The 19,384-nt window shown below is 41.0% G+C and carries 14 protein-coding genes; 6 read left to right on the forward strand and 8 right to left on the reverse strand.

Features of this window, described 5'->3' with window-relative positions:
- Nucleotides 1-18: 18 nt before the first annotated feature.
- Nucleotides 19-1,818, reverse strand: coding sequence for an aspartate kinase (locus tag KV40_RS12040; protein WP_036481521.1), 1,800 nt, complete (start codon nt 1,816-1,818; stop codon nt 19-21).
- A 231-nt stretch (nt 1,819-2,049) separates the two neighbouring features.
- On the opposite strand from KV40_RS12040, the gene KV40_RS12045 reads away from it, so the two are divergent.
- From KV40_RS12045 to KV40_RS36960, 4 genes are all read left to right on the forward strand, one after another.
- On the forward strand, nt 2,050-3,507 hold the full coding sequence (locus KV40_RS12045) for a serine/threonine-protein kinase (RefSeq protein WP_253274238.1): 1,458 nt from the start codon (nt 2,050-2,052) through the stop codon (nt 3,505-3,507).
- Between the two features lie 154 nt (nt 3,508-3,661).
- Nucleotides 3,662-4,315 (forward strand): DUF2301 domain-containing membrane protein, encoded by a 654-nt coding sequence (locus tag KV40_RS12050; RefSeq protein WP_036481525.1) that lies wholly within the window; start codon nt 3,662-3,664, stop codon nt 4,313-4,315.
- A gap of 65 nt (nt 4,316-4,380) precedes the next feature.
- Nucleotides 4,381-6,240 carry an EAL domain-containing protein gene (locus KV40_RS12055; protein ID WP_052055581.1) on the forward strand — a complete coding sequence of 620 codons (1,860 nt, stop codon included), beginning with the start codon at nt 4,381-4,383 and terminating at the stop codon, nt 6,238-6,240.
- Nucleotides 6,201-6,335, forward strand: a complete 135-nt coding sequence (locus KV40_RS36960) for a hypothetical protein (RefSeq protein WP_256381121.1) — start codon at nt 6,201-6,203, stop codon at nt 6,333-6,335. Before KV40_RS12055 ends, KV40_RS36960 begins: the two co-directional genes overlap by 40 nt.
- A 390-nt stretch (nt 6,336-6,725) precedes the next feature.
- On the opposite strand, the gene KV40_RS12060 is transcribed toward KV40_RS36960, so the two are convergent.
- On the reverse strand, nt 6,726-8,264 hold the full coding sequence (locus tag KV40_RS12060) for a serine/threonine-protein kinase (RefSeq protein ID WP_036481527.1): 1,539 nt from the start codon (nt 8,262-8,264) through the stop codon (nt 6,726-6,728).
- Nucleotides 8,265-8,316: 52 nt separating this feature from the next.
- Nucleotides 8,317-9,186 (reverse strand): ABC transporter permease, encoded by an 870-nt coding sequence (locus KV40_RS12065; RefSeq protein WP_036481529.1) that lies wholly within the window; start codon nt 9,184-9,186, stop codon nt 8,317-8,319.
- Between the two features lie 224 nt (nt 9,187-9,410).
- Between KV40_RS12065 and KV40_RS12070 the strand changes: the two genes are divergently transcribed.
- Nucleotides 9,411-10,550, forward strand: coding sequence for a histidinol-phosphate transaminase (locus KV40_RS12070; RefSeq protein ID WP_036481531.1), 1,140 nt, complete (start codon nt 9,411-9,413; stop codon nt 10,548-10,550).
- A gap of 175 nt (nt 10,551-10,725) precedes the next feature.
- On the opposite strand, the gene KV40_RS12075 is transcribed toward KV40_RS12070, so the two are convergent.
- Both KV40_RS12075 and KV40_RS12080 read right to left on the reverse strand, forming a co-directional pair.
- Complete coding sequence (locus KV40_RS12075; protein ID WP_036481533.1) at nt 10,726-11,184, reverse strand: hypothetical protein; 459 nt, start codon at nt 11,182-11,184, stop codon at nt 10,726-10,728.
- Between the two features lie 93 nt (nt 11,185-11,277).
- Complete coding sequence (locus KV40_RS12080; protein WP_052055583.1) at nt 11,278-11,844, reverse strand: GNAT family N-acetyltransferase; 567 nt, start codon at nt 11,842-11,844, stop codon at nt 11,278-11,280.
- Nucleotides 11,845-12,033: 189 nt separating this feature from the next.
- Between KV40_RS12080 and KV40_RS12085 the strand changes: the two genes are divergently transcribed.
- Nucleotides 12,034-14,328 carry a GAF domain-containing protein gene (locus tag KV40_RS12085; RefSeq protein WP_081942837.1) on the forward strand — a complete coding sequence of 765 codons (2,295 nt, stop codon included), beginning with the start codon at nt 12,034-12,036 and terminating at the stop codon, nt 14,326-14,328.
- A gap of 130 nt (nt 14,329-14,458) precedes the next feature.
- On the opposite strand, the gene dnaK is transcribed toward KV40_RS12085, so the two are convergent.
- The 3 genes from dnaK to KV40_RS12100 all read right to left on the reverse strand — a co-directional run bounded on the left by dnaK (nt 14,459) and on the right by KV40_RS12100 (nt 19,274).
- Nucleotides 14,459-16,393 (reverse strand): molecular chaperone DnaK, encoded by a 1,935-nt coding sequence (gene dnaK, locus KV40_RS12090; protein WP_036481538.1) that lies wholly within the window; start codon nt 16,391-16,393, stop codon nt 14,459-14,461.
- Nucleotides 16,394-16,634: 241 nt separating this feature from the next.
- Nucleotides 16,635-17,522, reverse strand: coding sequence for an alpha/beta fold hydrolase (locus tag KV40_RS12095; protein WP_036481539.1), 888 nt, complete (start codon nt 17,520-17,522; stop codon nt 16,635-16,637).
- A gap of 102 nt (nt 17,523-17,624) precedes the next feature.
- Entirely contained in the window at nt 17,625-19,274 is a 1,650-nt protein-coding gene (locus KV40_RS12100; protein ID WP_036481541.1) for an alpha-amylase family glycosyl hydrolase, read from the reverse strand.
- Nucleotides 19,275-19,384: the final 110 nt, after the last annotated feature.

Consider the following 19,384-nt stretch of genomic DNA (forward strand, 5'->3'; position numbering starts at 1 on the left):
AAAGCTTATAGCTTTATATCAAGCAGAAACTCGAACGCGCTGTTCTCCAGACAATTCAAAAGTTTCGTGAACGGCTTTTAAGGCTTTTACTCCATTGTGTTCGTCAACTACGCAGCTAATTTTAATTTCCGAGGTGGTAATCATTCTAATGTTGATATTTTCTGTAGCCAATGCTGCAAAAAACTTGGCTGCTACCCCTGGTTGAGCTATCATTCCCGCACCGACTATGCTAACTTTGGCGATCGCTTTGTCTGCCGAAACTTCACCGCAGTTTAATTCGCAAATCAATTCACAGACGCGGTCTGCATCCGAGCGAACTACCGTAAAAGCAATATCGCGGGTAGCAATATCGTTAACAATGCGACAGCGTTGAGATTGAATGATCGAATCGACGCTAATTTTTTTCTCAGCTAGCAAACCAAAAATTCGTGCTGCCATACCAGGACGGTCTGGGACGTGGCGAATCGCAATTTGTGCCTGTTGGCTATCTAATGCCACCCCTCGAACTGGCGGACGAGCGATTGAAGATTCGTATCTGGTTGTGGCTGGTTGGGCATTGAGTTCGACATCAAATGCCTGGGCGAGAACTGCCAAAGCGCGATCGCATTCTGCTTTATTAATAACGCAGCTTACTTTAACTTCCGAAGTAGAAATCATCTGAATATTAATTCCTGCATCGGCAAGAGTTTGGAACATCATAGCGGCAATTCCAGGACGACCGATCATTCCCGCACCAGAAATAGCAACCTGAGCGATATCGCGTTCGACAATAGCTTCTGCTTCATCTGTAGAGTTGGGATAATTGCGTAAGGCAGGAGCGATCGCTTCGGTTACGGCTTCGGCTTTAGCAAGTAAGCGATCGAATACGGTAAAAGCAATATCATTAGAATTACCTTCATGAATCGATTGAATAATTAGATCGACATCTATTTCTTGACGAGAAATTTCGCCAAACAAACGAGCGGCAACTCCAGGGCGGTCTGGTACTCTTAATAGGGCGACTTTGGCTCGATCTGTATCTACTGCCACTCCATCTACCGCCTTGGCTAGCTCTAGTCCCTGTAAAGAACGCGGTTGCGGCAAGGGAGATACAACTTTAGTTCCTGGTGCATCGCTCCAACTTGACAAGACTACCAGCGGGATGCCAAAGTTACGAGCGATTTCTACAGCGCGGGGATGCAGCACTTTAGCTCCTAAACTGGCTAATTCCAGCATTTCATCGGCGGTAATTTCTTCCATCAAGCGAGCCGAAGGCACGAGGCGGGGATCGGTAGTGAGAATTCCAGGTACGTCGGTATAAATTTCGCAACGGTTAGCTTTGAGAGCCGCCGCCAGAGCCACTGCCGAAGTGTCAGAGCCACCCCTGCCCAGAGTTGTAATTTCAAAGTCTTCTGTGTTGCTAATTCCCTGAAACCCTGCAACTACAACAACTTCTCCTTTATCGAGATGTCTGGTAATTCTTTTATCGCAAATTTGCAAAATTCTGGCGCGACTGTGTTCTGCCTCAGTGACAATCCCTACCTGCGCTCCCGTAAGTGAAATTGCTGGCTGGTTTAACTCTTGTAAAGCCATGCTCAATAGGGCAATGGAAACCTGTTCTCCTGTAGATAGCAGCATATCCATTTCCCGACGAGAGGGATTACTGGAAATTTCATCAGCTAACCGAACTAAAGTATCGGTGCTTTTACCCATTGCCGATACTACTACTACAACTCGATTTCCCTGTTGTACGGTTGTTTGGATTCTACGAGCGACTGCTTTGATGCGCTCTACCGAGCCTACAGACGTACCGCCATATTTTTGAACGACTAAAACCATAATCTAACTTAACTTGCATTAGACCAAGTATCGCTTATGAAAGGGGCGATCGGCTATTAGTTATCAGTTACTATATGCAAACTTTACGGTAACTAAATCTTTAAAAAAGCGATTGCGTTTCGGTTAATATTAGACTGCGATCGGTAAAATTACTGTTTGTGTTCGAGTACCCAGAACTTTAGAAAAGTTAACCAAGGCTCGTTTATTTGACAGACAACTTATCTAAAAAATGTGTTAGATAAAAAAAATAAATCTGCCCCACCACCAACACACATGATGTTAGAAGTAGGCAACATTGTCGGCGATCGCTATATTCTCGAACATAAATTGGGTCGTAATGCAGGTAGACAAACCTGGTTGGCAAGAGATTTAAATACCACATCCAAAGAACGAGTAGTCATCAAATTTTTGGCGTTTGGCGGCGATGTACAGTGGGAAGACTTAAGATTGTTCGAGCGCGAAGCACAGACGCTCAAGCAGCTAAACCATCCTCAAATTCCTCAATATAAAGATTATTTTTCCATCGACGACCGCATTCTTTGGTTTGCTTTAGTACAGCAATATTTACCTGGTTCTTCTCTCAAGCAATTATTGTCTGAGGGCAAACGTTTTAGCGAATCAGAAATTAACAGTATTGCCAGAGGAGTATTACAAATTTTAATTTATCTTCATTCACTCAACCCTCCATTACTGCATCGAGATATCAAACCAGGCAATTTAATTTTGGATGAAAATTGTCGAGTATATTTAGTAGATTTTGGTGCGGTACAAGACCGTGCCGCAACTGAAGGAGCTACTTTTACTATAGTTGGTACCTATGGTTACGCTCCGCTCGAACAGTTTGGCGGTAGAACCATTCCTGCTTCAGACTTATATGCTTTGGGTGCGACTTTAATTCATTTGTTAACTCGAATTCCTCCTGCGGAATTACCCCAACGAGATTTAAAAATTCAGTTTAGAGAACGAACCAGTGTCAGCAACAAGCTGGCTAATTGGTTAGAGAAAATGACAGCACCTGCACTCGAAAAAAGATTTTCTGCTGCCAAACAGGCTCTCAAAAGTTTAGATTCTCAAGATGGCGAGCTTCAAAGTGCAACTATAAATTTTCAGCGGAAGCTGCTCAAACCTTTCGATACTGAAGTCAAGCTCGATCGTTCCCCCGAACTTTTAACCATTACTGTACCGATGCGAGGCGAGTTTTTAATTAGAGACAAAACTTTAGCAACCTGGATACGACTGGCTTTACTGATTATTTGCTGCGGTTCGATACCTGCAATAGTTTTATTAAGAATGCTGCCGTTTGTAGTTTTTGGTATAGCTGGTTTTACCCTGGTGCTAATGCCAATTGGCATCGCTATCGGCTACACGATGCTAAAATATTTTTTTTCTACAACTCAGTTATCTATTGACGCTAAAAAGTTTGAGATTGAAACGCGGTTTTTCTGGTCGAAACAGAGTCAGCGAGACGCAACCAATCGCATCCAAGATGTTTCGGTTAACTATGTTGCTAACACTCGCAATAGTACCGAAATGATAACTAGTTCCTTAGTAATTAATACCAAAACTTCGGCTTTTTCTAATCGATTCAATCGATATTTATTCGGACAAAGCCTGAGTGAAGCCGAGTTAATTTGGTTGGCTAGAGAAATTCGTGACTGGCTGAGCGATCGTCAATTTTCTGCGCGGTGAGAGGAGAGTATAAAGTAGCGAGTAGCGAGTAGGAAGTAATTTAGTCTACAGCAATTAGTATTAAATTAAGGGGTAAAGATTTATCTGCTGACCTTTTCTCCTCTTTTGTAAAATATAAAAATACAATATTTAAAAATATCCAATAATAAAATCGATGATAGCTATACTCGACAAAGAACCAACAACTTATGAAGGTCAATTTGGCAAATATACAATTGCCAAAAACGATCGCCTGGAGGTAATTGTCTATCGTTTGGGATTGGCACTTGCTGCCGCTAGTTTTGCGATCGCGACTAATCTTTTTTTTGCTAAAGGCGAAATCGTATTACCTTGGATAACTCCTCTATTTGCTGCTTTTGCTATCGGTTTGGGGGTAAGTCTATTAACCATTCATATCTATCTAGCCCCATTACACAGGCTATTACAAGCTTTCTGGGTAGTAGGAACGGTTTCGGCGATCGCTATAGCCTGGCAATCTAGCGAACCCCTGGCACTGTATGTATACGAACACCCCTTAACTTTATTAGGAGTAGGGTTTATCTTTGCCGCTTTGACTGGCATTTATTTCAAAGAAGCTTTTTGTTTTAATCGCCTTGAAACCAAAGTTTTAACTCCCCTGGTACCATTGTTACTTTTAGGTCATTTAACAGGCTGGTTATCGGTAGATATAGAACAGGTGCTACTAGCAGTTTGGACGATTGGATTTACTATTTTCGCCGTACGCAAACTAACTCAAGAAATAGATCCCGATATTGGCGATAAGTCAGTATTTGCTTATTTAAAACAGCAAAACAATAATAATAATTAATTATTTGCGCTAAACGCTTTTATTGAGCGAATATATAAGAGATAAATTTTTTATCTCAATTTATTATGTCTACCGCCTCTTTGCCTGAAAATGAAGAAGAGCGTTTAGCAGAGTTGTATCGCTATGCCATACTGGATACTCCAAGTGAAGAGAATTTTGACAATTTAACCTATCTTGCCGCCCATATCTGTCAATCGCCAGTTAGTTTGATTAGCCTGGTAGACAAACATCGACTGTGGTTTAAATCGCGGTACGGACTAGATATTGCCGAGCTACCGAGAGAGCGAGCATTTTGTAGCTATGCAATTTGTCATAAAGAACCCTTTATCGTATCTGATGCTACCAAAGATTTTCTGGTAAAAGATAGTCCACTGGTTACAAACGAGCCAAAAATTCGCTTTTATGCAGCAGTACCGCTAATTTCATCTGGTGGATATACTTTAGGAGTGTTGTGCGTTATTGATTATGTACCTAGAGAAATTTCGACCGAACAAGTCGAAGTTTTAAAAATTATAGCAGGTCAAGTTGTGGCACTTTTAGAAGCTCGCCTGCTATCTGAGAAAGTAATTAAGTACACTAATGCCCTTGAAGAATCTCGTCACCTAGAGCATAAAGCATTTCATGACGCACTTACAGGCTTAGCAAATCGTAGTCTGTTTGCAGAACAAATTAATATCGCAATTGCTCAATCTCAGAAATTTAACTGTTCTCGCTCGGCAGTACTGTTTATCGATTTGAATCGGTTCAAGATCGTCAACGATAGTTTGGGACATCTTGCTGGAGACAAATTATTAATTGAAGTAGCCGACCGCTTAATCAAAGCTGTTCGAGCGATAGATCTAGTAGCTAGGCTCGGTGGAGACGAGTTTGTAGTCTTATTGCGAGAAATTAATGACTTAAATGAATCGATTCATATCGCCAAACGTATTATTAGAGAAATAGAACAGCCTTTTTATATCTTCTCTCAGAAAATTTTTGTCAGTGCTAGTGTTGGCATTGTAGGGATTGACTCCAATTATCAAAACGCTTCAGAAATAATCCGCGATGCAGATATTGCCATGTATCGGGCAAAATCGGGAGCCCAAGATAAGTATATAGTGTTTGACAAGTCTATGCACCTAGAGGTATGCAAACGTTTAGATTTAGAAAATGAGTTGCGTAAGGCTTTAGAAAAAAGAGAATTTTTGCTTTACTATCAACCTATATTTTCCCTTGAAACCAAGAAAATAGTAGGGTTTGAAGCTTTGGTACGCTGGCGCGATCGACAAAAAAATATTAGAGTTCCTGCCAAGTTTGTTCGAGTTGCCGAAGAAACTGGAATAATTATTCCCTTGGGCAAATGGATTTTGGCAGAGGCATGTCGCCAGCTAAAAACATGGCAAGAACAGTTTCCCTCGCCACAGTGTTTCTCAATCAACGTTAATATTTCTGTCGTTCAATTAAAAGATCCACACTTTTTGCAGGATATCGATCGCATCTTAACCGATACCAACCTGAACGGACGCTGTTTAACTTTAGAAATTACTGAAAGCATTTTAATTGAAGATGCCGAAGAAGTCTTATTTATTCTCGATCGGCTTCGTCAGCGAAATATCTCTGTTAGTATTGACGACTTTGGAACGGGCTATTCCTCTTTGAGTTATTTGCATCGGTTTTCAATTTCTAATCTTAAGATAGATAAATCTTTTGTGCGATTAATGGTCGATCGAGATCGCGCCTACCGTATTATTGAAACTATTGCCAAACTAGCGCAACAGTTGCAGCTAACTACTATAGCCGAAGGGGTAGAAGAAGAACAACAGCTAAGTTTACTCAAGGAAATTGGCTGTAACTATGCCCAGGGCTATCTATTTTCCAAACCTCTATCTGCTACTGCCGCTACCCAGTGGTTACGAGAGCGACAGGCAAACGAAGCGATCGTATAAAATTAGCAAAAGAAGATCCTATTGATGCTTGGCACGATCGCATGCTGGCTCTCTATGATGGTTTAGCAGGTAAAGCATTAAACTATGCCGTTTGAAGGCAAAATATCTCAGTATATTTATTGGTTGGGACGAGTTAATTAGAGCGATGAACAATAAACAATAAGAGTTTAGTTGCTAATTGCTAATTGATTAAGTAATGAATATCCTAATCCAAGCTCGTAATACTATATTTCTTTTTTACACAAAAAATACTTAGATTGACATAGATTATGTCAGGTAGACAGTAAAACACGTTGCATAAATTGCTGATTGCCAACCTATTACCAATTAGAACGCCAATTAATTTGTAGGTGCTGAGGTAAGAAATGAAATCTTTAAAATCTTCAATTTTTATAGAAACAAGCTTCACTTACTTTCTATTTCTATTACTGCTTATTTTAATTGTTTGAAAAGCGATCGCCGAACAGAAAGTTAATTACTACTTGCTACTTATTTGTCGGACGATTGACAAGCTTAAAAGAGTCGAGCATTTTATTTACTACAGGCAGATAAAAATTATACTTTTCAGGAGCAGCAGTATAGGTAACAATATAGGCTCGGTCTTGTTCTACAGTCCAAGTTTGCATTCTTTTGACTCGAACGCCATTTTCTTCGCCTTGATAGATTACCGTTTTAGCTTCGTTTTGACCCAAAGTAACTGGCTTGGGAAAGGTTACTGCTGGATCGGATAATGTTTGAATTTCCAAGATCGATTTATCGGTGTACTCATCTAAAGACATATCAGTAGATAAATTTTCAATTAAAACGCTGACTGTTTCTTGAAAATTATCAGTTTCGGTTTCTGGCGTAGAAACAAAAATGACTCCCACAGCAACAAAATCGTCTCTGTTTTGCTGCGTCCAAGTTTGAGGATAAACAATCGCAAAACCCTGTTCTCGATCGCTATATGGTATCAGAGGGATAGTTCTCGAATCTTGGTACCGCCAAAATCCCCAGATAATTAGCGCAGCAGCGATCGCAGCGAAGAAAGAAAATATTAAAGTTAATTTGGATTTGGGTTTGGTTTTCTGTGGTGGTTTAGATATTTTACCTGCAACTGCAGGAATTATTTTAGTACGGTCTATTAGTTGGGGTTGCTGTTTGGCAGTATTAATAGCCAGTGTGGTACGCTCGCTATTTTTTTTATTCGATAACTTTTCAAGCTCTAGCAGTACGTTTTCAGCCCAGGTATAGCGTTCTTGAAACTGATGACATACCATTTTATCGAGAAGCTTTAAAAATAGAGGGTTATAGCGGTCATTGTTTCTGAGGCAATCGCGCCAAATTAATTCGCCATCATTATCTACTGGTAGCTGACGCGGTGGTACTCCCGTTAGAGCTTGAATGGCAATGACACCTACAGCATAAATATCACTATAAAATCCAGGATGACCCATCAGTTGCTCTGTAGGCATATAAGACCTGGTTCCTACTGCAATGGTATGCTTTATTTGACCAGAGCTATCGATAATTTGAGAGCTTACTTGCTTTACAGAACCAAAATCAATGGCGACAATTTTGCCATCCCTAGTACGTCTCATTAGATTAGACGGTTTAAGGTCGCGATGAATGACACCATGTTGTTGAATTACTGATAGAACTTCGAGAATATCGGTCAATAAGGCAATGGTTTGCACCTCCGACCAGGGACAGTCGGCAATAATTTCTCGACTTAAATCTTCTCCTTCGATTAATTCCTGTACCAAAAAAAAATCGCCTTCAGATTCAAAATATGCCAGTAAACGGGGAATGCGATCGCAATGACCTAGAGTGTTGAGAATTTCAGCTTCGCGGGCGAACAAACGTCTGGCAACGCTCAGAGTTTTGGGATGATTCGATCTGGGCTTTAACTGCTTGACTACACAAGGCATACTAAAGCACTGCAAATCTTCAGCTAGAAAAGTAATTCCCGCTCCACCTCTACCTAGTTGCCGAGTAATACGATACCGACCCTGAATACTTCTGCCGATGAGATTGGTATCCATATCCCTAATCGTTTGCTTAGGTGTTCTCTAAATTGTAATAATTTTTTTAACCCTAACGAGATTTGCGGTTAAAAAATTCACCCGCACCTTCACCTACTAAAGATAAACCAGTTACCATCAAAGTCATTGCCAGACCTGGAAAAGTTGCCGACCACCAAATTCCTATAGGCAGTGCATCCAATGCCAGGCGCAAATCGTGTCCCCATTCTGGCGTTTCTGGGGGTAGTCCCAGACCTAAAAAACCCAATCCTCCCAAAATCAAAATAGCATCGGCAGCATTGAGGGTAAACAGTACGGGAACGCTTTGGATTACATTTAGAAATAAGTAGCGAGACAAAATTCTCGAAGTAGGCGCACCCATTGCTCTAGCCGCTTCGATAAATAATTCGGTTTTGACGCTAGTAGTGTGATTGCGAACCAGACGATAATACTGTGGTATGTAGGCGATACTAAGAGCGATCGCAGCATTAACTACGCCTTTACCCACGACAAAAGCTAAAGTAACCGATAGCAGTAGTCCTGGGAGCGTATACACGGTATCCATGAAAAAAATTAACACTTTATCAATTTTTCCTCCCAGATAACCGCTAACTAAGCCTAAAGGAACTCCAATAACCGAGCTAATTGTAGTTGCTAAAATCACTACTTTTAAAGCCGCTTGGGTGCCAAACAAAGTTCTTGAAAAAACATCGTATCCCTGGCGAGAGGTACCAAACCAATAATCTGCTCCTGGCGGTTCGTGAACGGGATTGCTCAAAGCTTCGGTAGGATCTTGTAACCAGCCTATTTCTTGGAAAGCAGGTGCTAATAAGGCAATGGCGATAAAAGAGATAGTAATAATTAATCCAATAATCGTTAAAATTACTGAGGGATTGAAACGAATACGAGTACGAGAAACCCTGGCTTTAGCAGTAGTAGTCATGACAATGAACAATGAACAGTGAGCAATGAGCAATGAACAATGAACAGGGAACAATGAACAGTGAACAATATTTACCGATCCGTTGATGTTTGATGATTGCTCATTGATAAATGCTTAATGTTAAATGTTAAATGCTCATTGATAATAACTCTACTATTTGCCAAATTTTGGAATAATAATTTTATTCCTATAATTTTAATGTTCGTCCCATCAAATAGATACTAATGAGCGATTGCCCTGCTTTTATTCGTTCCGATTTAAGCGAACTTGCAGCTTATACTCCCAATCCTGGAGGTAAAGATCTTAGTTCTCTAGACCGTCTTGATGCTAATGAAAGTCCCTATGATTTGCCCGAAGAACTTAAAGCCAAGTTAGCCTGGATTTATCAACAAGAAATAGCCACCAACCGCTATCCCGATGGCGGTCACTGGCAACTCCGAGAAGCGATCGCCCAATACGTTAACGATTCTGCTAATTTGGATAATGCGATTGCTGCCGCTAATATTTCTGTAGGCAACGGTTCGGATGAACTAATTAGATCTTTACTTATTGCCACCTGTTTGAATGGTGAAGGAGCAATTCTTACGGCTAATCCTACTTTTTCAATGTATGGCATTTTAGCTAAAACTCTGGGTATTTCTAGCGTAACCGTACCGAGAAGAGAAACCGACTGGACAACCGAATTAGATACAGCCCGACAAGCGATCGCTACAGTTCGGAATCCACCAATTAAAGTGGTGTTTGTCGTACATCCTAATTCGCCGACGGGTAATATCTTAAGTCACTCAGAATTAGACTGGTTACGTAATTTGCCTTCAAATATTTTAGTAGTTATTGATGAGGCTTACTTTGAATTTAGCCAAACATCGGTCGTTAACGAGCTAGCAGAGCATCCTAACTGGGTCATCCTGCGTACTTTTTCTAAAGCTTTTCGACTCGCTGCCCATCGCGTAGGATATGCCATTGCCCATCCCGATTTAATTGCGGTTTTAGAGAAAGTTCGTTTACCGTACAATCTACCTGGATTTGCTCAAATTGCTGCCAAAATAGCTCTCCAGCAGCGCAGCTTGATTTTGCCTCTCGTTAGCGAGACGCTACAGGAAAAAATAAAAATGTGGAATATTTTAGCTGCTATCCCCCAATTAAAAGTTTGGCAGAGTCAAGCTAATTTTCTTTATGTAAAACTTAAAGATTGCGATCCTAACCATGACAGCCAAAAATATACTCAGCTAATTGACGAACTCAAACTCAGAGGAACATCAATTCGCTATACTGGCGGTGGACTAAGAATTACTATTGGTACTAAAGCAGAAAATGCTAGAGCGATCGCCAGACTGCAAGAATTATTAAAACACAGCTATTAGCTGTTAGCCGAATTATAAAGTCTGAAGTCTTCTTTAAGTCTGAAGTCTAAAGTCTGAAGTATGTCTGATAAACTAGCAACCAGTAAAGATACTCCCGATCTTTCTAGTAGAAAAAAACTTAAGATTTGAGACTTGAAACTTGAGACTTCCTGATTTGAGGCTTACCGCGAAGCGGTTAAAGTAGCTCGCTATTGCGTACCTTACGAATAGTTTGAGGTAAAACGCCTACCAATAAAGCAAAAACTTCATCGGGTAGTTTGGCAACTGTCTCCGCATCGAACCAATGCTCGAATTGATTGAGAATTACCTGCGCTCTTTCTGTGGCTACAGGATTATCGGTAATTTGTTTGGTTAACCTAATCCACTGTCGCCGCATTTTGTAAGCTTGCTTTTTAGCCTGAGAATCTTGAGGATAGATTAAGGAAATATTGCCTACGGGAACTACATCGACGGCATCAACATCGAAATGTCCGCCAACAATAGCTCCAGGACCTACAAATTCGGCATGATATTTTTTGCATACGATCAAACCGTTTTTGCGGCGAGGATTGACAATCGATAATTCGCCTGCTTTTAGTTGAGCTAAAATCTCGTCAGTTTGAAAGCCACGATTGGAATAATTGGGTTCGTTCACTCTGGAAATACCGTTGTCATCAATTATAAAGTTTATTTAAATCGCCTCAAAATTAACATCCTTATTAAAAAACGGACAGACAATTTGCAATTTTCAACGAGATTGTATAGTTTTTTTGAGCAACAAGCGAGAAGGGTTATAAGGTAACAGTTGACCCCAAATAGGTTTGATTTGCAGGATTTGGTATTCATTCTGACAGTAAAGCTGCTTGGCAGAATAGTTACTTTCAATAACGTGCAAAAAAATTTCTCGATACCCCCAGTTTCTGGCAATTTGTTCGCATCTAGCCAGTAGCTTGCTGGCTACTCCCTGACGGCGATAGTTTTTTTTCACCGCTAAATTAGAAATATAAGGAAAGCGATCGCTATCTGTCCAAAAAGAGGTCGAACGCAGTGAAATTTCTACCGTACCCACGATCGATTGACTATCACCGCTATGAGCTAGAGCTACCAAACAGCAATAATAAGGAGCAGCCAAACGCATACGATAGCGCAAATCTTCGCCAATAGTAAAGCGTAGCAGGGGATAAATCCAGTCTACAAACTGAGGCAGTTCGTAAAAACTACTCGCTAAGATTCCACCGATTTCTCGCGTATCGGCGAGTTGTGCCGAACGGATAACTAATTGAAAATTGGTATCTGCATTATTAGTTGATTTCAAAAGTATAACTTAAAACTACGCTGGCAACTTTCCCTGAATTATGGCAATTGAGAAACAGTGGTTCTTTTATATCTGGTTTGGGCATATTAATATTATGCCCTCGACTGCTGCTACCGATACCTACCAATAGATTGAGCTAGCTCATTTTAGTTTTCTAGCTGGTATAGCTGTGTAAAACACTAAATTTTTATGATTCTAACGATCTCAAGCGATCGCGATCGATCGCCAAACAATTTTTCTTGGCAAACTATCGGACAAAATATTGTCGATACAGTGGGACGGGTATTGAAGATCGAGATTGCTATTCTACATTTAAATAACTGGACATTACCAACTGAAAAATATTTTATTTATCAGCAATTCGCCTCTAGGATCGACAAGCGACAAAAAGCTTTACTCAAGCAGACGGTAAGACCGACAGTAGAGTTTCAAACTACTAAGGATCTAATTATTTCCAGTTATCGGGCTAAAGCTACCAAACGACCCCATTCGGTAGAGCGAGCTTGTCTGGCAGCCCAAATTTTCCACAGTATAGCTATACCTTTATTCAACGAACAAAATTTAGTTGCTTCTCTAACACTACATCGCTGTCAACCGCAATTTTGGCAGGACGAAGAAATAGAACTAGCCAGAATAATGGCAGCACAAGCATCTTCGCTTGTTTCTCAAGTTCTAAATTGCGATCGCGCTTCGGCACTGGCACGGCGCGAAACTACTATTAATCGGATTACCGCTACTATACGCTCTAGTTTAGAACCACACGTTATGTTTGCGGCAATTGTCAAAGAGTTGGGACAAGCTTTAAATGTCGATGGCTGCACCCTATCTCTGTGGACGAAACACGATCGCTTCGTTCGCTGTGTTGGTCTATACAATCCTCATGAAACAGAAAACGATTGCGGCAGTTATCAGCAAGCCGATAAATCTGTAGTTCCCATTGCGGAAAATCCAATTTTACAAAAATTACTGCAAACCAAACAGCCAGTTCTATCGGAAGATCTCGAACAACAGCAAAATATCGCTCGCCACGAACTTCCCTGGCATGCCAAAGCGAGAGCTTTACTGGTTGTGCCTTTGATTGTAGAAGGGGAAATAATTGGCAGTATTACATTACGTCAGTCAGATTCTCGTAGTTGGAGTAGTTCAGAGATCGAATTGGCTAAAGCCGTAGCTTCACAAGCAGCCTTGGCAATCTCTCAAGTATTGGCTTACGAACGAGTCAAAACCCTTGCACAAAGAGAAACGACAATCAATCGCATTACTGCTACCATTCGCTATAGTTTGGAACCGCAAATTATGTTTGCGGCGATCGCCAAAGAGTTAGGACAGGCGTTAAACGTCGATGGCTGTACCCTATCTCTGTGGACGAAACACGACCATTTTGTAGAATGCGTCGGTCTGTATAATCCTCATGAAGCAGAAGAAACGCAACCAAACGATATAGCAAAACAGCAGGCTACCAAGTCATTAGTGCCGATTTCAGAAAACCCAATTCTACAAGCCCTATTATCTACTAAAAAGCCCGTACTCTCAGAAGACTTAGAAAGACAGAAAAATCTTGCTCGCTACGAACTTCCCTGGCATGCCAAAGCAAGAGCTTTACTTATCGTGCCTTTAATTGTAGAGGGTGAAATTATCGGCAGTATTACTTTACGTCAGTCTACCACTCGGACTTGGAGTAACTCGGAGATCGAACTAGCCGAAGCCGTAGCCTCGCAAGCGGCGATCGCCGTACAGCAGGCAAAACTCTACGAAACCACCAGACAACAAGCAGAAAAACTGCGAATTAAAGAACAAAAAGTTAAAAATCTAAACAATTATCTAACAGAGTCCATCTTAAAGCGATTTTTACCAGAGGCAATCGCTAACAAAGCCGCTAAAGGAGAGCTGGCTTTAGATTTGCATCCCGAACCCCATCGTATTACAGTTTTGTTTTGCGATCTTGTCGGGTTTACCAATTTGTCCAGTCAGTTAGGTACGCGATTATTAGCCCAACTACTGAATGAATATCTCGAAGCAATGAATCAAGCTGTTTTCGACCATGAAGGAACGGTAGATAAATATACGGGAGACGGATTGATGGCGATATTTGGCGCACCCGAACATTTATCTCGTTTGGAACAAGCCCAAAAGGCGATCGCTACGGCTAAAACCATGTACTTTTATCTCAAACAGCTAAATCAAAAATGGCAGACTAGTAAAATAGGTGCAGAGAAAATGCCTATTTTACAAATGCGCTGTGGCATACACCAGGGTAAAGCCATAGTTGGAATGTTTGGCGGCAAACAAAGAAAAGATTATACAGCTATCGGTAGAGTGGTCAATATCGCCGCTCGCCTAGAGCAAATTGCTACTCCTAATACTATTGCTATTTCCCAGACTTTAGCTGACTGTCTCAAGGATCTTCAAATTCAACAGATAGAAATCATAAAACTCAAAGGTATAGAGAGAGATTTTCGTATTATTACTATCGCGATCGACTAATAATATGAAATCCAAAAAAGATGCTATACATAATCTTGTATTAAGAATAGATAAAAAATATAGGGTTATTGATTCAATAACCCTACAAACTAATTAAAAATTGTTCTTAGCCAGATTTTTCTTTGTAACTCTACTTAGTTTCAGAAAACTCAGCATCGATTACATCATCACCACTGTCGCTGGAAGTTTCAGCACCAGCATCGGCACCATTAGGCGCATCGGCACCAGGCGCGCCGGCACCTGCGGCTGCATCTGCACCACCAGCTTGCTGATAGATGTTGCTACCGATAGTGTAGAGAATCTGCTGTAGTTCTGGCATTACAGTCTTAATTTTTTCGTCATCTTCAGCAGCTACCGCATCTTTGAGGTCTTTAATCAAACCTTCAGCTTTAGATTTGTCGTCGGCAGGAACTTTGTCGCCGAGTTCATTAAGCTGTTTTTCGGCTTGATAGACCAAAGAGTCGGCTTGATTCTTGCGATCGATTTTTTCACGACGCTCTTTGTCAGCAGAAGCATTGCTTTCTGCTTCTTGTACCATGCGGTCTACTTCATCATCGGGAAGAGTAGATGCACCAGTAATACTAATAGACTGTTCCTTACCAGTTCCTTTGTCTTTAGCGGTAACGTTGAGTATACCGTTAGCGTCAATATCAAAGGTAACTTCAATTTGAGGTACGCCACGAGGTGCGGGAGGAATTCCGTCCAGGCGGAAAGTACCGAGACTTTTGTTATCTTTACCAAACTCTCTTTCCCCTTGCAGTACGTGGATTTCTACGTTAGTCTGTCCGTCAACTGCGGTAGAGAAAGTCTCTGATTTTTTGGTAGGAATTGTGGTGTTACGAGGAATGATTTTGGTCATTACGCCACCCAAAGTTTCGACACCGAGAGAAAGAGGGGTAACGTCTAGTAGCAGAATGTCTTTGACTTCACCTGCTAGTACGCCAGCCTGAATAGCAGCCCCAATTGCTACCACCTCATCGGGGTTAACGGTTTGGTTGGGAGATTTGTCTAAGACTCGTTTGACTACTTCAATGACGGCAGGAATACGAGTCGAACCACCTACCATTACTACTTCGTCGATCGCATCTTTGCCGATTTTGGCATCTTTAAGAGCCTGTTCTACAGGAACGCGACAGCGATCGATCAAATCAGAACAAAGTTCCTCAAATTTAGCTCTGGTAAGAGACATATCGAGGTGCTTGGGTCCTTCTTGAGTAGCTGTAATAAAGGGAAGGTTAATATCAGTTTGAGTGGTACTAGACAATTCGATTTTGGCTTTTTCTGCTGCTTCTGTCAGACGCTGTAAAGCCTGATTGTCTTTACGCAGGTCTATACCTTCGTTTCTTTGAAAATCTTCGGCTAAATAATCGACAATTTTTTTATCGAAGTCATCACCACCTAAGTGAGTGTCTCCAGAAGTAGCTAGAACTTCAAATACGCCGTCTCCTACTTCTAAAATCGACACGTCAAAAGTACCACCACCCAAGTCAAATACTAAGATAGTTTCATTACTTTTTTTGTCTAAACCGTAAGCCAAAGATGCTGCGGTAGGTTCGTTGATGATCCGCAATACTTCAACACCAGCAATTTTACCAGCATCTTTAGTTGCCTGACGTTGAGAGTCATTAAAATAGGCAGGAACTGTAATTACTGCTTGAGTTACCTTTTCGCCTAAATATTTACTTGCATCTTCGATTAGTTTGCGTAGGACTTGTGCCGAAATCTCTTCTGGGGCAAACTGCTTAGTTTGAGCGGGTGCATCTAACTTAACGTTACCGTTATTATCGCGTAGTACTTTATATGCTACTTCTTTAGTTTCATTCGTTACTTCATCAGATTTACGTCCGATAAAGCGTTTGACAGAATAAAAAGTATTACCAGGGTTCATTACTGCCTGACGTTTGGCAATTTGACCGACTAGTAAATCACCATTTTTAGCGTAAGCTACAACTGAGGGAGTGGTTCTAAAACCTTCTGCATTAGCGATAACAGTTGGCTTACCACCTTCCATCACTGCCACACAAGAGTTTGTAGTTCCTAGGTCAATACCAACAACTTTTGCCATATTTTAAGCAATACTCCAAATTTATTTAACAACAAGACTAAAAAATTCTTTTGAGAATGAGATACAATTACAATGCTTTGAGTTTTGAGTTCTAACGGGCTGACTTGCCTCGCCTCAGCTTTCGCATCGTGGATACATCTATATAGTGCAAGTTATTCGTCCTACTTAGGTAGTGTAGTTTTCCGAACCTAAACTTGGCGGTTGCTGGCTTTTAGTAACATCAATTATTTAGATAAATACCTCAACCATCGAGCCACTCAAGAATATGGGTTGCTAATAACTCAGGATGCTCCCACTGGGGTACGTGACCGACTTTTGGTAGCCAAACTAACTTAGAACCTACGATTGTCTTTTCAAACTTGTAAGCAACTTCAGTTCCTACTACATCATCTTGTTCGCCCCAGAGAAGTAATGTAGGTTTGTCGATAAAAGGTATACGCTGACTGAGTCGATCGTAACCACCGCTACGGGTAAAATCACTAATCGCTCGTTGCCATTCAGGCATAAACGATGGCAAGGCAGCGCAGCAAATAGCATCTTCGGTTCTAGAGTCCAGTAATCCCAGGTTTTTGCCCCAGCACAAGCTTTGAATGCGTCGCTGTCGCCAATATTCTACCGCCAGTCCAGCTATTGGCTCGAATAACAACCTACCGATAGGAAAACTACCGCTATAGCCAACTGAATTAATCAGGATTAATTTTTGTACTGCCTCTGGATGAGCTTGAGTAAAGTCAATAGCAGTGGCTCCACCCATCGATGCTCCAATTAGGATGACGGGGCGATTAATTAAGCTTCGCCAAAAAGAGTAAAAATGTTCTCTTATAGTATCGGGATTATAAGAAAGGTTTGGCAGACGAGCGGTAAAACCAAAGCCAAGGAGATCTACTGCCCAGGTTTGATATTTTGTTACTAGTAAGGGAATTAGGTGACGAAACTCTAACAAAGAACTATCAAATCCGTGTAGTAAGAGGATAGTAGGAAAGGCAGTTCCCAACTTGACATAAGCTGTAGCGATCGCCTGACTAGATAGAGAAGTTGATACGGGATAACGCTCGATCTTTTTTGCTATAAAAACTGAATCGCTATTTTTTAATAAATTAACTTGTTGAGGCAAAAAATCGGGAAACATCTTAAGTCTCCGATGCAGAATTTGGTGGGCAAAGAGTTATCCTTGAAATGATACCTGGCTCCAATTATTATTTGCCCACCCTACATGTTATGGGGTTACAAATCACCAAACAAAAACTTTGGCTTCGTATTCTCCGATATCGATTTGAATCTGATTGTCCCCTGCTTCGATGTCATAATTGCCAGTCCATTCGTGCCAGGTACCGTTTTCGGGGAAGTTGGGTACTGTATAGCCAGCCAGGAATTTATCGGAAAAGTTAACCACTACTACGATGCGCGAGCCTTCGTCATTCCAGCGGGTGTAGGCAAAAACCTTTGATTCTACATCTTCGTGGAAAAAATCGATGTTTTCGGTATAAAGAGCGTGATTTTCTTTACGCAGATGGATTAAACCCCGACAATATTCGTGAAGATTTTTATTGCGATCGTTACTAAGTAATTGCCAATCTAGTTTGAGCGATTCCTGGCTTAAAGGATTGTCATCGCCAAATTCTTCGCCCATCCAAATCATCGGTATCCCAACCGCAGTAAATAGCAAGGCATAACCCAACCTAGCTCGTTGGAAAGCAGCATCGTCCAAAATTTCACGATTACCCAACTCGATTATTAGACGTTCGTGGTCATGATTTGAAAGATAATTAACTATGTTGGTCGCACCGAGATATCCTTGACGCTTGCCATCTAGAACATCTTTAAGTTCTTCTAGCTCGAATTTTTCACCGCAGAGATGTTCTTTGAGAGTATAGTAAAAACTAAAGTGCCAACAGCCATCCATCGGTCCATCAACATTAGTGATGTCGGAAGTTTCAGGGATGTGTTCGGCAACGTTGTAAAAAGGTTTGGGMCCAGCCGTATTTTTAGCTTTATCAACTATCCAATGCATAAAATCATAGTTACCAATTTGTCGCGCCGCATCGTAGCGAATGCCATCTAGATGATATTCTCCAACCCAATAGTCAACTGTAGCACCGACGAATTTCCAAGCTGGTTTGAGATCTAGGTTTTCGTCGTAGTGTTCGTAATTAAATTCAGGTCCCCAGCTATTGTCGAGATCGGTTGGTTCGTGATGAAACCAATAGTCGTGGTCGATTTGAGTTAGAGGGCAATCGGTATTGGTGTGATTGTAAATACCGTCCATCAGTACGCGAATGCCTTTACCATGACATTCATCAATAAGATGCTTTAGTTCGTAACTAGAGCCATAATTAGACTCGGCAGCAAAAAAGTGTTGGGGACTATAGCCCCAAGTGTAGGTTCCTGGATTTTCTTTGACGGGCATCAGTTCGATCGCATTAATGCCTAAATCGACTAAGTAATCTAGCTTTTCAATAACGTGCTGATACTTACCTTTGGTTTGGTTGTCTCCCTCTCCTCCAGAAAAGTCGCCAATGTGCAGTTCGTAAATAACTAATTCGCGATCGCTCGGTAAGGATACATCGTCGTGTTGCCAAACGTAAGTATCGACTATTTTAGCTCCGTCTTTGATTAGCACAGTACCATTTTGAGTTTCTTCGTCGATGTTTTTAGCATAGGGATCGACAACATCTACCCATTCATCTGGTTCTAAAAACCAGCTTTTAGAGCGAACTTTGTATTTATAGTGATATTCTCCATCTTCTAGTTCTACTTCTGTACGAAAATAGCCATCGTCGCCTTTTTTCATCTCGATGGGTTCCCAGTCAGAAAAAGAACCGATTAATGCTGCTTCTTTGTTATAAGGAGCGAATAATTCAAAATTTATTAATTTACCCATAATTACCTACAAATAGCAAATAAATTTTAATTTTTATGAAGTATATGGGTTTGCAACATATAAAACATCATTCTTTAGCTATATAGACCGAGCACTCTGCTCTACTACTG

It is taken from the genome of Myxosarcina sp. GI1 (genome assembly GCF_000756305.1).
In the GTDB taxonomy this organism is placed as follows: Bacteria; Cyanobacteriota; Cyanobacteriia; order Cyanobacteriales; family Xenococcaceae; genus Myxosarcina.

Excerpts from the sequence above, each read along its gene's own strand:
- KV40_RS12040 (WP_036481521.1), bottom strand. The coding sequence starts at position 1,818 with ATGGTTTTAGTCGTTCAAAAATATGGCGGTACGTCTGTAGGCTCGGTA.
- KV40_RS12050 (WP_036481525.1), top strand. The coding sequence starts at position 3,662 with ATGATAGCTATACTCGACAAAGAACCAACAACTTATGAAGGTCAATTT.
- KV40_RS12055 (WP_052055581.1), top strand. The coding sequence starts at position 4,381 with ATGTCTACCGCCTCTTTGCCTGAAAATGAAGAAGAGCGTTTAGCAGAG.
- KV40_RS12060 (WP_036481527.1), bottom strand. The coding sequence starts at position 8,264 with ATGGATACCAATCTCATCGGCAGAAGTATTCAGGGTCGGTATCGTATT.
- KV40_RS12065 (WP_036481529.1), bottom strand. The coding sequence starts at position 9,186 with ATGACTACTACTGCTAAAGCCAGGGTTTCTCGTACTCGTATTCGTTTC.
- KV40_RS12070 (WP_036481531.1), top strand. The coding sequence starts at position 9,411 with ATGAGCGATTGCCCTGCTTTTATTCGTTCCGATTTAAGCGAACTTGCA.
- KV40_RS12085 (WP_081942837.1), top strand. The coding sequence starts at position 12,034 with ATGATTCTAACGATCTCAAGCGATCGCGATCGATCGCCAAACAATTTT.
- dnaK (WP_036481538.1), bottom strand. The coding sequence starts at position 16,393 with ATGGCAAAAGTTGTTGGTATTGACCTAGGAACTACAAACTCTTGTGTG.
- KV40_RS12095 (WP_036481539.1), bottom strand. The coding sequence starts at position 17,522 with ATGTTTCCCGATTTTTTGCCTCAACAAGTTAATTTATTAAAAAATAGC.